General features: G+C 54.7%; 9 protein-coding genes and 2 pseudogenes. 7 read left to right on the top strand and 4 right to left on the bottom strand.

Annotated elements, in window-relative coordinates:
• Positions 1–39 precede the first annotated feature (39 nt).
• The 3 genes and pseudogenes from OSC37_RS06825 to OSC37_RS06815 all read right to left on the bottom strand — a co-directional run.
• Positions 40–630: pseudogene (locus OSC37_RS06825) on the bottom strand (IS6 family transposase); the annotation flags it as partial.
• A 6-nt stretch (positions 631–636) separates the two neighbouring features.
• Positions 637–1,143: a transposase gene (locus tag OSC37_RS06820; RefSeq protein WP_267162486.1), complete on the bottom strand. Its 507-nt coding sequence runs from the start codon at positions 1,141–1,143 to the stop codon at positions 637–639.
• A 53-nt stretch (positions 1,144–1,196) separates the two neighbouring features.
• Positions 1,197–1,706, bottom strand: coding sequence for an IS630 family transposase (locus tag OSC37_RS06815; RefSeq protein WP_267162485.1), 510 nt, complete (start codon positions 1,704–1,706; stop codon positions 1,197–1,199).
• A gap of 326 nt (positions 1,707–2,032) precedes the next feature.
• Between OSC37_RS06815 and OSC37_RS19140 the strand changes: the two genes are divergently transcribed.
• From OSC37_RS19140 to OSC37_RS06795, 4 genes are all read left to right on the top strand, one after another.
• Positions 2,033–2,416 carry a type II toxin-antitoxin system VapC family toxin gene (locus OSC37_RS19140; protein WP_267163845.1) on the top strand — a complete coding sequence of 128 codons (384 nt, stop codon included), beginning with the start codon at positions 2,033–2,035 and terminating at the stop codon, positions 2,414–2,416.
• 112 nt (positions 2,417–2,528) lie between these two features.
• On the top strand, positions 2,529–2,753 hold the full coding sequence (locus OSC37_RS06805) for a hypothetical protein (RefSeq protein ID WP_267163844.1): 225 nt from the start codon (positions 2,529–2,531) through the stop codon (positions 2,751–2,753).
• An 85-nt stretch (positions 2,754–2,838) separates the two neighbouring features.
• Complete coding sequence (locus tag OSC37_RS06800) at positions 2,839–5,010, top strand: hybrid sensor histidine kinase/response regulator (protein ID WP_267163843.1); 2,172 nt, start codon at positions 2,839–2,841, stop codon at positions 5,008–5,010.
• A 285-nt stretch (positions 5,011–5,295) separates the two neighbouring features.
• Positions 5,296–7,203, top strand: a complete 1,908-nt coding sequence (locus OSC37_RS06795; RefSeq protein ID WP_267163842.1) for a PAS domain-containing protein — start codon at positions 5,296–5,298, stop codon at positions 7,201–7,203.
• On the opposite strand, the pseudogene OSC37_RS06790 reads toward OSC37_RS06795, so the two are convergent.
• Positions 7,203–7,680: pseudogene (locus OSC37_RS06790) on the bottom strand (transposase); the annotation flags it as partial. The gene OSC37_RS06795 and the pseudogene OSC37_RS06790 overlap by 1 nt on opposite strands.
• Before the next feature lie 296 nt (positions 7,681–7,976).
• Here OSC37_RS06790 and OSC37_RS06785 point away from each other — a divergent pair.
• The 3 genes from OSC37_RS06785 (at position 7,977) to phnD (ending at position 14,868) form a co-directional block, all read left to right on the top strand.
• Positions 7,977–12,392 (top strand): PAS domain S-box protein, encoded by a 4,416-nt coding sequence (locus OSC37_RS06785; RefSeq protein WP_267163841.1) that lies wholly within the window; start codon positions 7,977–7,979, stop codon positions 12,390–12,392.
• A gap of 305 nt (positions 12,393–12,697) precedes the next feature.
• Positions 12,698–13,531 carry an IS5 family transposase gene (locus OSC37_RS06780; protein WP_267162661.1) on the top strand — a complete coding sequence of 278 codons (834 nt, stop codon included), beginning with the start codon at positions 12,698–12,700 and terminating at the stop codon, positions 13,529–13,531.
• Positions 13,532–13,602: 71 nt separating this feature from the next.
• A complete protein-coding gene (phnD, locus tag OSC37_RS06775) occupies positions 13,603–14,868 on the top strand; it encodes a phosphate/phosphite/phosphonate ABC transporter substrate-binding protein (RefSeq protein ID WP_267163840.1) in 1,266 nt (421 codons plus the stop codon).
• Positions 14,869–14,873 lie beyond the last annotated feature (5 nt).

Genomic DNA, 14,873 nt, shown 5'->3' with positions numbered 1-14,873 from the left:
GCGATTCACCAGAGCCCTGTATTCATAAATAGGTAGTGTTCAGATAAGCTGATTCCATGCGAAGCTGAATGATCTGAGCCAGTCGTCAGCTGTGTCTGCGTTGGCGTTGCTGAAAGAGTTTGAAAACGAAGAGGTTCGGCGCTTTACCTCTCGAAAGACACGTTCGACACTATTCCGATTTCCATGGCGTTCGTATCTGAAATCGAGGCCGTGCCGAGAGCAGGCATCTTTCAGTTGTGGTGCGCCATCAATGAGAAACACCGCGTCATCAACGTCGTGTTTCTCACGAAGTTCGGCAAAGAACGCACAAGAGATAACGTTCGTTCTCGTCGGTTCAAGCTTTGTGTGAAGTAATTTCTTCGTTTTCGGATCGACGGCAGCGTACAGCCAGTATTGCTCGTCATTGAGTCGGATCACGGTTTCGTCGACCGCAACGTGATCCGGGCTCTGCCCATCTTCGGGCTGTAGATCCGCTTTGTGAACCCAGTTGTGAACCGTAGAACGAGCACGTTCGACACCGAATATCTCAAGTATTGAAACAGTATTCGAGAGCGATAGGCCAGCAAGATGCAGCTGAATACTGAGCTTCATCAAAAACCGCGGTGTCGCTTCGCGTTCAACAAACTCTAATAGTGACTAGGACAAATATTTGCTGGTGAGATATGGCCAAATATCTGGTTCGTTGATCGTGCTCAGCCCTTGTCGAAGATACTCTTCCAGCGTCGAGAGATCAGGAACGAGTCGATGCTTGAACCACTCCTGAAGCTGGTCCCAGCAGCCTTCGACGGCGTTTAATTCGGGAAGCTTCGACGGGAAGTACCAGACCTCGAGATCGTCACCACGTACGCACGCGACCGAACTGTCTCCGACAGTTTCGGTCGCTCGGGTGCCGCTGACGTGCTCCCAGAGATCCCGTGCCCAGAAGTAGCCTGCCCGGTCAAGAAACACCACCAACTCGTCACCGAAGCGCTCTTGTAGCGCTTCTAACAGTCGGATTCCGTGGAACCGGGTCAGGTTCTCGTCCGTCCAGCAATAGAAGCTGTCGCCATCGTCGGTGACAGCGCCCAGCACTGTCACCGACTCCCACGAAGTCGAAGTCTCGACAGTTGGATTCGAGCCGATCGGGAACCAGCCACGCCGCAAGACAGTGCCAACGTGTTTGGTGAATTGATCGACGACAACGACAGTTTTCTCGCTCAGTTCGGGGCGTTTTTTTCGACTGTGTCTTCGAACTCGGCTTTGTCTTGGGGGTCGGCCTCGTGGTGGCGAGGCCGTGCTGTCCGACAGGACAGCCCGGCCTCTCTCAATAAGTCATACGCGTATGTTTCGTGGTATTCGACGCCATACTCCTCTTTGACGTGGTGAAGCAGAAGTTTCGCTGACCAAGCTTGTTGGTCGTAGCCGAGTTCAGTCGGTGGCTGTTGTAGTTGTTCGAAGAGTTGCTCGCGCTCTGCTCCATCGATCTTAGCCGGACCACCTGGTCGGGGAGCGTCGTAAGGAGCTTGCTCAATCGGTTGTTCCTTGAACCGATTGAGCCAATTTTGAATCGTTCGCGTAACAACACCGTGGCGCTCAGCCAGCGTGTCTATTTGATCGCCTTGCTTGCGGCCGATCGCCGCGAGAACACGTTCTCGCGGCTTTCCTTCGTCGATCTGGTCCTTGAGCTTGTAGAGTTCTTCGAGCGTGACATCGTCAAGCCGACCCATTACAGGCTCTAAGATCTCGATAAGCAAATCACTTGCCTAATCACTATAAGTCGATCTGGTCGATACTACCGTTGAGGCGGGCGATTTTCGGCATGGACACTGAAAAACCGACCCGCCTCATTCTTCAATCCTTATCTGAACACCACCCATAAATATACCCTAAGGTATAAAATATCATATTTTTATAGCAAGGGACTGCCGTATTTCCATTCGTAAATGGTCCATGTCCTATTTTCTTATCCTAAGGTGTTCCTGAAAACTAATGCAGACAGACGTAATATTTCTTCAGTATTGCCATCTATGTAATACTTATTTGGAGGCGATACGTGATTACAACTGTCGATACGAACACTCTTCTCGCGCTGTTGTACGAAGGCAAAAACACCGAGACAAGCGAAGCAGAACTCCGACGCGTCTATCAGGAAGGACGAGTCGTAATTACGCCAATCGTGTATACTGAACTTGCGGCTGATGGACACTTCGATGACGAATCAAACCTAAATCAATTTCTCGAAGAGTTCAGTCTTCAAGTTGTTGAGCCGTCACGAGAGGTGTTGTTCCAAGCGGGCGAGCAATTCCACCAATATGCTGTTCGACAGCGCCATCTACGAGACATATCCCCCGGAATTGAGTGTCTATCCCGGGTCGGCTACCTCCAATTAAGATCGTGGTTGCCGCTGTGGCAGAACCCGCATGTCCATTCAGATTAACGTAATCTCGCTTTTGTACGTGTCGTTTACACATATAAATGTGTCGGGAGATACTCACACATTAAGACTCTTCTGCCGCATTTATTCGGTATATGTTCGAACCACACAGATAATGCCTGGTCATGCACAGTTCGGGACGGGAGAATTCGGCCACGGCGGACTCAACGCTCATTTAGATGTTGCAATAAATATTGATCGATTAAAAAATTGTGTCGACGAAATCGACGAGGTCGACGGCGTTGTCGCAGCGAACGACCACCAGGCGAGTAGCGTCGTTGAAATCAGCGAGACTGTGAGTACACTTGTTGAAGAGGACACGCAGTCCAAGTATGAGTAAACTCACAGATTAATTGTTCGTAAAATTATATAAAATTTCATGCCATCGGCAATACTCTGCTGTCCCAAATCACTCTTTTGAAACAATGACAACTAGTACAAGCCAAATTGACTGGGCCGAACAGGAGGTTGATACTACTCTAACCAGTGGTAACACCACAGTCCTTTTTGTTGACGATGACAGTGACTTTGCATCACTTGTCGCCGAGTACCTCAAGTCCGAATACGGATTTGAAGTCCAGGCAGAAACAGACGCCGAGGCTGCCCTCAAGCAGCTCGATACTGCGTCTGAGATCAATTGCATCGTCAGCGACTACGCCATGCCGGGTATGGATGGACTGTCATTTCTTGATGCCGTGCGCTCTCGTTTTCCTGACCTGCCGTTCATTTTGTTTGCCGGCCAAGGCTCTGAAGAAGTCGCCAGTCGGGCCATTCGACTCGGTGCAGACGATTACCTCGAAAAAGACACCGGCGAAACACGCTACGAACTACTTGCACGACGTATCGAAAGCTGTGTGACTGTCGCTCGCCAGCAACAGAAACTCCAGGACTTGCACGAAGCGATCGAACACGCTGGCCACGCCATGCTCGTGACCGATACCGACGGCACAATCACCTATGCCAACCCCACGATGGCCGACGTGACTGGATACAGTCTCTCTGAACTGAAAGGCGCGACACCAGCCTTACTCAACTCCGGTGAACACACTGATGCGTTCTATCAGGAGCTTTGGGAGACGATTCTCGACGGCAATGTCTGGGAAGGTGAGGTGATCAACGAGCGCAAAAGCGGTGAGAAATATGTTCTTGATCAAATAATCTCTCCGATAACTGAGGGTGAGGAACTTACCGGCTTCGTCGCAGTCAATCGCGACGTCACCGAGGGTAAAGAAAAGGAACGAGAACGGGCGTTTTTTGAGCAGGCCGTCGAACAGAATGGGGTCGGAATCGCTGCCTACGACAAGACCGGTCAGATAACTTATGTGAACCCAGCATACGCGGACATGCTCAGGGCCACATCCGGCGAACTCGAAGGTCGGCAGATGTCTTCACTCAACCCCGAGTTCGACGTTGACCAGTTCGATGCGTATTGGGCGTCGTTCGAAGAAGGTGAGACGCGCCGACGAGAAAGTGTTCACCACCGTTTCGATGATGGGACGACGTTCCCAATCGAGACCGTCACAACGTGTATCACGGTCAGAAATGACAAGTATCATGTTGGCACGATCCAGGATATTACAGACCGGAAAAAGCGCGAGCGCGAACTTACCATGTTCCGTGAAGCCGTCGAAAAAGCCGGTCATGCCGTCGTCGTGACTGATGTCGACGGCACCATTGAGTACGTCAACTCTGCGTTCGAAGAATTAACCGGCTATACCGCTGCCGAGGCGGTTGGAAACACGCCTGGAATCCTCAAATCCGACGAACACGATGATAAGTTCTACCAGGATCTTTGGGGGACGGTTCTGGACGGCGAGGTCTGGAAAGGGGAGATTATCAACGAGCGTAAAAACAGCCAGCAGTACGTTATCGATCAGACGATTGCACCGCTCACGACAGATGGGGAGATAACGGGCTTTGTCGCAATCAACCAAGATATCTCCGATCTCAAAGAACAGCGCAGAGAACTGGAGCGGCAGAACAAGCGACTCGAAACCTTCGGGCGAACGGTTGCCCACGACCTGCGGAACCCGCTGAACGTGATGGAGGCACACGTGGATATTGCCCAGCGGGCTGACGATCCCGACGAAGCATTTGCCCGTATTCAGGATGCGATCGACCGGATGACTGAACTCATCGAGGAGCTACTCACACTGGCCAAACAGGGGAAAACCGTTCTCGATCCCGAACCGGCCTCGCTGGAGACAGTCGTCTGCGACGCGTGGGCGACTGTCGAGACGCAGGCGATGAGCGTCGAAATCGAAAATAGCATACCGGTCCTGATGGACGAGTCGAGAGTATGTGAGTTGTTTGCGAACCTGTTCCGGAACGCACGGGAACACGCTGGCGACGACGCATCCGTTCGCGTCGGGACACTACTGGATGGATTCTACGTCGAAGACGATGGGCCAGGGATTCCGCCAGATAACCGAGACCAAGTCCTCAAATCAGGGTTCACCACCTCCAAGGAAGGGACAGGATTTGGGCTGGGTATCGTCAGTCAGATCGCGGAGGCCCACGACTGGAACGTCGAGATTACCGACGGCAGTGAAGGCGGTGCACGCTTCGAGTTCCACGGTGTCAAGATAGCCCAATGAGAGTGAAACGAAATGACAACAACCAATATACTCTGCGTCGGTAATACAACCACCCAGGATGTGGTAGCCTGCCTCGATAGCCACGAACGGCTTGATCAGTCGTATATCATCTCCAGCGTTGCAACCCTCCAGCGGCCTGAGTGCCAATTAGATGACACTGATTGTGTCGTGGCAGTCCACGACCTACCTGCGTCGGATGCAGGTGCAACCGTACAGAGGGTACGTAACGTCTCCGGGGGAATACCGATAGTCGTGTATGCCCTCAATGGGTCGGAAAAGATTGCCATGGAGACGGCGAATGCGACGCCGAGTCGGTACGTTCGTGCCGAGGATCAGAACAGCATAGACCGTCTCCTCGAAGCTATCCATGACCTGACAGACACGCGTGGGCCACCCACTGGCTTGCGGGGAGACGTTTCGGCATCTGCAATCGTCCAGCAACTTCCGACGGCCGCGTTTGTGTTGAACGACCAGCACGAGGTCACGTGCTGGAACGAGGCCTGTGCCGACTTATTAGAGTTCGATCCTACGAAGGTACTCGGGACGACTCGCTCGTCCGAGGTGTTCTATAACACGGACCGACCAGTATTGGCAGATCTCGTACTCGAAGAGGCTGATGCTGAAGAAATCTCACAGTGGTACGACGAGTGGTACGAACGGTCGTACGGAGAGAACACCTACGTCGGAGAGGATTACTTCCCAGACCTGGATATCTGGCTGCGGTTTGCCGCTGCGCCGCTGAAAGATACAGACGGTAACATCGTCGGCGCTCTCGAAACACTGGAAGAAATCACCGAGTACAAACAGCGGGAACATGAACTTGAGCGGTACGAGACAATAGTCGAGGCCTCTGGAGACCCGGTCTACACACTCGACGAGCAAGGCACGTTCACTTTTGTCAACGATAACGTTGCTGAGCTGACCGGCTATGAGAAAAACGAGTTGCTCGGTCACGATGTCTCACGAGTACTTGACGAAAGGACAATTAAACGGACGAATCGATATATTTCGGAGCTGTTCCGGACAGATAAACAGCGGATAACTGTCGAAATGGATATCATCACTGCTGAAGGAGAGCGTCGGACCTGCGAAAACCACATCGCAGTGCTCCCATCTGACAATGGGAGACACGGAACGGTTGGTGTACTTCGTGATATCTCTGATCGAAAAGAACGAGAGCAAGAACTCCGACGGTTCGAAAACGCGGTTAGTCACGCAGGTCACACGATTATGATAACGAACACTGACGGGAGAATCGAATCCGTCAACCCTGCGTTCGAGGAGACTACCGGCTACGAAGCCGCTGAGGCGATTGGCCAGACGCCGTCGATACTCACGTCTGGCGAACACGACGAGGCATTCTATCGGGATCTTTGGGAGACGATTTTGGACGGTGAGGTCTGGGAAGGGGAGATTACCAACGAGCGCAAGAACGGCGAGCGCTTCGTGGCACGTGAGACGGTTGCACCAATAACCGACCGAGACGGCCAGATACAGGGCTTTGTCAGTATCCAAGACGATATTACAGCCCGGCGACTTCGTGAACAACAACTGAGTGTCTTCCACCGGGTCCTCCGACACACCCTTCGCAACAAAGGGACAGCCATCAAAGGTCACACAGACCTTCTGCGTCATCAGGCCACCGACGAGAATCGTCGAGAGAAACTAAACGTGATCCAGGAGACGGTCGAAGATCTCATCGAGATCAGTGAAAAAGCCCATCACGTAAGGCAGATCGTCGCAGATGCGCTTAACGACACGACGGATAGTGAATTACTGCCGTCGTTGAAGCGTATGACAGCCCAACTCTCGTCGATATACCCAGAGGCCGAGGTTATCCTCGAAGAGACGACCGCAGGCCAGCCAAACATTGACTCACGTGCGACGCACGCACTACGAGAACTCATCAAAAACGGCATCCGTCATTCTGATGCGGCGACGCCTCGGGTCACAATCACGGTGTCGGCTACGTCGGCAACCACGACAGTGACAATCGTAGATAACGGACCAGGGATTCCGGAGGGAGAACAGCAGGTTCTCAAATCCGGGACGGAGACACCGCTCGAACACAGTTCTGGGTTAGGACTGTGGTTCGCCCACTGGCTTATTCACTACGTCGGCGGGGATATCGACATTTGTGCTGACGACTCCGGGACAGCAATTACTGTTAGTCTCCCGTCCGGTGATCGGTAGTAACAGTTTTTATCGATTCTGGCGTTGTGCGCGTCGTCGTACGGTGCGAAGATACAATGCTTGATCAACGGCTGATCTCGAGATCGCGTAATCCTTCACGGAGCGATTGCTTGTCGTACCCCTTATCAGCCGCGAGAGACCGCAGATCACCCGCGTTCCGGCAGGCAATCTACCCGCCGAGATCTGCGTCGCTTCCTTTCCGAGTCGTCGAGCAGTGTCCGTCCAAGATTGCCTGGGGGTCTGTATCGACAAGTTCGTGACTTTCCGTTTCTGGGCGTGGTAGCTCAATCGCTAACAGTAGTGGCGGCTTGCAGCCGCCCGTTCATAGAACGTGGCGTCGATAGCAGCGTGTTCGGACGGGTCGTGCACCTGCGCCGATTGGCGCAGCAGTACTCGACAAACGCTTATCTCGATCCGATCGACCGCCTTACACAACGTGGATGGTGAGGAGAAATCGGCTGCACAGAGGACGATCTCACGGGGCTCTCGATCTTCCTCATGAAGCCGGGGATATCGACTGTCTCCAGATCTGACTTTTTCGGCTTCATTTCGACTAAATTTACGACCTATCCTGACGCCGCCCGTCAATTCAACAGATAAATATCATTTAATTTTTAGATAGTCGGCACGAGCTGCAATCATATGAGTGCAGGCTATCAATGATGTATCAGCGAAGAGCGGTGGAATTAATTCGTTTTTTGTATCAGGAGAAGTACTCTCATATCATGGGAGCCGGTAGCACGGGCTCAGGCAGACCAGTGAACGTACTCCATGTGGACACTGATACTGCAGTGTCCGGGGCGCTCGCCGAGACGCTTGAGAAGAGGAAAGGCAACTTCGAAATCGTATCCGAAACTGATCCCCAAGACGCACTTGCCCGACTTACCACAACTGACTTTGATTGTGTCGTCAGCGGATACGATCTTCCGGACATGACCGGGATCCAGTTGCTCAATGCGATTCGAGAGAATGACGAGAGACTCCCCGTAATTTTGTTTACCGGCGAGGGGAGTGAGAGAGTTGCCAGCCGAGCGATTTCAGCGGGTGTCACAGACTACATCCGGAAACGGTCAGGGGATGATGGCATTGACGCACTCGCTACTCGGGTTCAGGAACTCGGAGATGCTGGGCAGACAATCTCAGAAACCAACGCACGGTACGACATAGAACAGTTCGAGCGATTCTTGGAGGCCTTTCCAGATGCCGTCTTCGTAATGGACGAGAATGGACGACACATGGATTATATTACGGGCGGAGATCGGTCACTCTTGTACGACGATATCGACGAACTGCTCGGTCAACGCTATCATGACGTGTTGGCCGACGAAACGGCGGACAGGTTTCTCGATACCATTCAGCAGGCGCTGGAGACAGGGAAGCAACAACAGATTGAGTACCAACTCGATGTCAAGGGGGGAATGCGGTGGTTTGAGGCACATGTTGGACCCCTCGATATGCAGGCAGAGCCACGAACGGTGTTCTGGATTGCCCGTGACATAACCGAGCGGAAACGTCGTGAACAGGAGTACGAGCAGATTTTCAACGGTGTGCCGAACCCACTCACAGTAAACGATCCGGAAACGGGGGAACTGCTCGAGGTCAACGACGCGATGTGCGAGATACTTGGCTACGAGAAAGAGACAATCCTCGGCAAGGGAAACGATTGGCTAGCAGTGAACGAGGAGGGGTTCTCCGGCCAGCGTGCGGCAAATATCGTCACCAATGTGATGGAGTCCAGCGAACCGCGGACGTTTGAGTGGAAGCTTGAAGCTGCCGATGGAAGCCACCGTGTCCTTGAAGTAACGGGGACACCCGCGGAGATCAATGGCGAGGAGAGATACATCTCACTGACTCGTGACATCACTGAACGCAGACAACGTGAGCGGGAGTACGAACAGATCTTCAACAACGTCAACGACGCAATCGCCGTGTTTGATCCCGCTACCGGGGACATCGTGGATGTGAACGAGGCCTATCGCGAGATGCTCGGGTACGACGACCTCGACACGATCTGTGAGTTGGGTATCGAAGGGTTGAGTGCAAGTGACGAAGGGTTCACTGGGGAGCGCGGCTGGGAACTCATCAGAGCGGTCAGTCAGAGCGGCGAGCCCGAAACAGTCGAGTGGCGGGGTGAGACCAGTGACGGTGACCGACTCTGGCTAGAGGCGACACTTGCACCCGCAGAGATTGGCGGTCAGGATCGTGTGTTGTCGATACAGCGCGACGTTACCGAACGTCGTGAACTGGAACGCACCTACCGGGACATCTTCGAGAACGTGTCCGACGGACTCGTCATCCACGACCCCACGACCGGAGACATTCTCGAAGTGAATGAGCGGTACTGCGAGTTGACAGGCTACGAGCGGGAGGAACTGCTCGATGGGACAGTTCGGCAGATCATGCTGGACGATCCAGACCATACATACGAGGAGGTGATAACGCGGATAAAGCGAGCACGAGAGGAAGGGCCACAGCTGTTCGAATTCAAGGCAGAAAAGAAAAATGGCGAGAGATTCGTCGCGGATGTCCACCTCAGAACCATCGAGATGCGCGGCGAGGAACGTGTCTTGGCGAGTGTCCGCGACATCACCGAGCGCAAGCGCCGTAAACAGGAGTACGAGCAGATTTTCCACGGCGTCAACGACATCATAACCATCCATGACCCCGAGACGGCGGAGATACTCGACGTGAATGACACGTTTTGTGAACTGCTGGGATACGACCGTGAGACGATTCTCGATATGGGGATTACGGGGTACAGTCCGGCTGAGGACGGATACTCGCTGGAGCAGGCACGGCAGTTTGTGCAGGAAGTAATCGAATCGGACGAACCCAAACAAACCGAATGGGCCGTCGAAACTCGAAGTGGGGAAATCAGGTGGCTTGACGTCAAAGGGACGACTGTCGAAATCGGTGGCGAACAACAGTACGTCTCAATTAGCCGCGATGTCACCGAGCGCCGACGACGCGAGCGGGAGTATGAACAGATCTTCAACAATGTTAACGACAGCATTGCAGTCCACGACCGGGACACAGGAGAGTTACTCAACGTCAACCGACGGATGTGTGAGTTAACGGGCTACGACAAGGAGACGGTACTGGAACTCGGTGCCGAGGGACTCATTCACGATCATCCAGCACAGGACTACGCTCCGGAGGAGATTCCATCTATTATCGAGCGTGTCATGAGCGGTGAAGAGATCGAACCCTACGAACAGGTGCTTGAAACCAGCGACGGCGGATTCGTCTGGGTTGAGGTCAACCCGACGCGGGCCGTCATTGGTGGCGAGGAACGGTTCGTAGCGATTTCGCGCGACGTGACCGAACGACGACGGCGGGAATTGGAGTACGAACAGATCTTCAACAACGTCAACGACATCATCGCTGTCAGAGATCCCGAAAGCGGCGAGATAATCGATGTCAATCAGTCCTACGCTGACCTGTTAGGCTACGATCGTGAGGAAATGCAGGGCATGACGATTAGCGAAGTCGGAGTCCCAGACGAGGGATACGACGGGGAACAGGGGATGGAACACCTCAAAACCGTCGTGGAGTCCGACGACCCCGTCGAGTTCGAGTGGAAGGTCGAAGGTGCCGACGGCAAACCCTACCTCATGGACGTCCGGGGGACGGCTGCGCTGATCAACGGGAACCAGCGGTATCTAGCAATCGGACGAGATATCACCGAACGCAAGCGCCGTGAGCGCGCGATCAATAGCCTTCGGAGGGCGACCGAACGCCTCCAGTCAGCTATGACACCCGAAGAGGTCGCTACCGTTGCCGTCGAAACAGCAAGTGAGGTGCTTGACCTCCCAATGGCGGTTTGCTGGTTCCACGACGAAGACACCGAACGACTCGCGTTTGGTGCCGCGACCGAGAATATTCACGATGTCGATCTCGCATCGGAAATTTCGGCTGATCAGTACGAATATGACGTGTTCGTCGAGGGGGCTGTAACCGAATACACACCTCGTGAGCAGGCCGGACACAAGCCGTTCGAGACAGGTGTACTCCTGCCGTTGGCTGGCCACGGGCTAATTGCTGCTGTCACCCGCCACGATACTCGTGTTGACGAGACAGTCCTCGATATCGCTAAAGCGCTGGCTGATCATGTAACGACGGCTCTCGACCGAGTCGAACGGGACCGGGCTGTCCGGGAGAGTGAACGGCGCTTTCGCCTGATTGCCGACCGTGTTGACGAGATTATCTATCTGGCAGATGCCAACACGCAGAATGTCCTGTACCTCAGCCCTGGCCACGAGGAGATTTGGGGACGGTCACTCGACGACATCTACGAAGACCCCGAGACATTCACCGAAGCAATTCACCCTGATGACATCGACTCGTTCATCGCCGCCCGGCAGGAAATATTCGCTGATATCGATGCCGGGAAGCCTGCCGACAGCTACGAGTTCTCCTACCGGATCGAGCGCCCCGATGGGGAGGTGCGGTGGATAGAGACGAGCGCTTATCCGATCCTCAGCGACGATGACAGACCCGACCGGTACGTCGCGCTGATCAAGGACGTCACCGATCGCAAATACCGCGAGCAGCGTCTTGAAGTGTTCAATCGGATTCTGCGCCACAACCTGCGCAACCAGCTTGACGTGATTAGAAGCCACGCTGAAGTCCTCGCAGACCAAGGGACGGACGATCACGCCGAACGGATCATTGCCGCAGTCGATGACCTTGCCACGATCGGCTCGCGGGCCCGGAAAAGCGACCGCATTATGTCGATGAACGATCCGCTTACGGAGGTTAACCTCACCGAGACCGTTCGTGATGCTGTCGAGGCGATGGCATCGACGCGCGGTGACGTGAGCGTGACAACCGAGGCCCCGCGGGACGCACTGTTGACGACAAACGAAGACGCGATGCTCGTCGCGGTTGAGAGCGCACTCGAAAACGCAATTGCACACGCAGAATCAACAGTAACTGTCGTGGTTGAAGAGAGCACGGCCGGCTACGTCGTCACGATCAACGACGACGGGCCGGGAATTCCCGATGAAGAACTCGTCCCGATCGAAGCCCGGAGTGAAACGAACCTCCAGCACAGCCGTGGACTCGGCCTCTGGCAACTCAGATGGAGTGTGGACAAACTCAACGGAGAGTTGTCGTTCGACACAGGCGACGGAACAGCTGTTCGGATTACCATTACGGATCAAGAGGACGCGACTCAAACCAGGTAATATCTGCTGTGCTGACCGACGGGTGTAGACTACTACATAACGATGGGGGAGATCCAGGCCGCGACGGAAGTGTTATCCTACAAGTGGCTTCCAGAGATCTCGCCCCTGGCTTCTTTTGGAAGCAACAGCGAGCAGAGATAGCCGGGCTGACTAGTGTACGCGCTATATAATGGTATAGCTAGCAATAGACACGTCAGTGACCTCGTCACCGATACATATAAAAAATAGGCTCTGGTGAATCACTAGACAGCAGCGGAACGAACCGTCAGAACTAGGGAAGTGAAGCGGGAAAGTCCGATTGATCCATGTCGAAAATCTCCCGCTTCACTCAGAGAGTGGTGACGTTAGCAAAAAATGCTGTTGGTGGCCGAGGCGAAGCTGCCGCCCCCGAAGGGGGTGGCGGCTTCGCCGATTACGCCGTCGTTTCCCTGCACTGTCTCCGGATTTACTTGGCAAAATCCTACCGCGACGCACTTGATTTGCTGAGCGAGATGCCACAAATTTTGGCCGAGATAGGGCTCGAACCGGACGAGTTGCCTGATCATTCGACGTTAGTGAAGTGGTTTGATAGAATCACGATGGCAGTCTGGCGAGTGCTCCTGCGCTGCTCCGCGCAGGAGCACGAGCCATCGGGACACGCTGCCATCGATTCGACGTATTTCGACCGCGAGAGCGCCTGCAAACACTACTGCCGCCGTACCAACTACCGTGTCCAGACGCTCAAAACAACCGCACTCGTGGACACAGATTCTCAAGCAATCCTCGATGTCCACTGCACAACCGGGAAACGCCACGACACGCAGATCGGCTGGCAGGTCGCCCTGCGCAACGCGGGCGACCTGCACAGCCTTGCCGCTGACAAGGGCTATGACTGGCAGGAGTTACGCGACAAATTGCGCGAAGAAGGCGTGAGACCACTGATCAAACATCGTGAGTTCTCTCCCATCGACCACGCACACAACGCGCGGATTGATTCGGCTGATTACGGTCAGCGATCACTCTCTGAAACAGTGTTCTCCTCGATCAAACGCACGCTCGGCCACGCCGTGCGTGCCCGAGCGTGGTACCGCGAGTTCCGCGAGATTGCCGCAATGTGTCTCGTCTACAACATCAAACGAAGCTTTACCCACCCAAATTAGGCCACGTATGGCGATTCACCAGAGCCAAAAAATATAAAACAAAATACCCCTCGCTGCTGTTGATTTCTCTCGTGACATCCGATAGTAATCGCGTGTTCGAGCACGTGTCCCGACGGCGTGTGCTTGCTGGCACGACCTCTCTCGGCGCACTGGCATTGGCTGGCTGTACAGGTGACAGCAGTGACGGGGATGACGGTAACAGCGATGGAAGTAGCAGCGACGGTAGTGACAGCGATGGTGGGGACGACAGCAGCGACGGCAGTGACAGCGACGGAAGCAATGGTAGCAGTGACGGCGACAGTGACACGGCTCCGGCCCACACCGACCCGTCGACGTATCCGGACTTCGACCCGGCAGACCCGAAGTTCCCACAGTTGGCGAGTACGCTCCTCGAGGATGGCTTCGAGACCGGAACCATGGCCGACCTGGAGCGTATGCGGGAGAATCAGCGAGACGAGCCACGATACGGGCAACCGGTCGCAGAAACACCCGACGACGAAGGCAACTTACTCAACCCAGATACGCTCCAGTTCTCGCTGACGCCGACCGAGGACCCAACGGTGTACGAGGACACGCTGGAGCCCCTGCTCGACAACATCGAGGAGGAGACCGGCAAGGACGTGAACTACGCCCCGCTCGACTCCTATGCCGCACAGGTCGAGGCGATGCGGTCGGAACGGCTCCACCTCGCTGGCTTCTCGACTGGTTCGGTCCCGTACGCCGTCAACATCGCCAACGCGGTGCCGTTCGGCGTTCAGATTGACGGTGAAGGGGGCTCATTTGGCTATCGGCTCTGGCTGATTACGCAGGTGGACAACGAAGAAATCGGTGAGCTGTCGGCCCTCTCTGGTGAGCCGAAACAGAACGTCGCACACGCGGACCCGTCCTCGAACTCGGGGAATCTTGCACCGCGCGCGCTGTTTGCCAACCAGGGAGTGCAGCCCGAAGAGGACTACACGGTGAGCTACTCCGGGGGCCACCAGCAGAGCTCTCTCGGCGTCGCAAAGGACGATTACGAGGCTGCACCGGTCTGTTCGACCTGTATCGCTCGCGTCATCCGTGACGGGCAGATTGACGGGGACAACATCAAGTGCATCTGGGCTTCCGAGCCGTTCCCGACGACGGCGTTCTCGTATGTGAACACGCTGCACCCCGACATTCAGGAGGGAGTCCGGACCGCGTTCCTCGATTACGACTATCAGGACACCGCCATCGCCGAGGAGTTCGAGGGGCGTGGCACCTGGGTCGAAATCGATTACGCCACAGTCTGGGACATCATTCTCCAGATACAGGAGAGCCTCGATGTCACATACGAGACCGGAAACCTCTCGGAATGACTGAT

This window comes from Halovenus salina (genome assembly GCF_026410925.1).
Classification (GTDB): Archaea; Halobacteriota; Halobacteria; order Halobacteriales; family Haloarculaceae; genus Halovenus; species Halovenus salina.
This window is presented reverse-complemented; position numbering and strand designations above follow the sequence as displayed.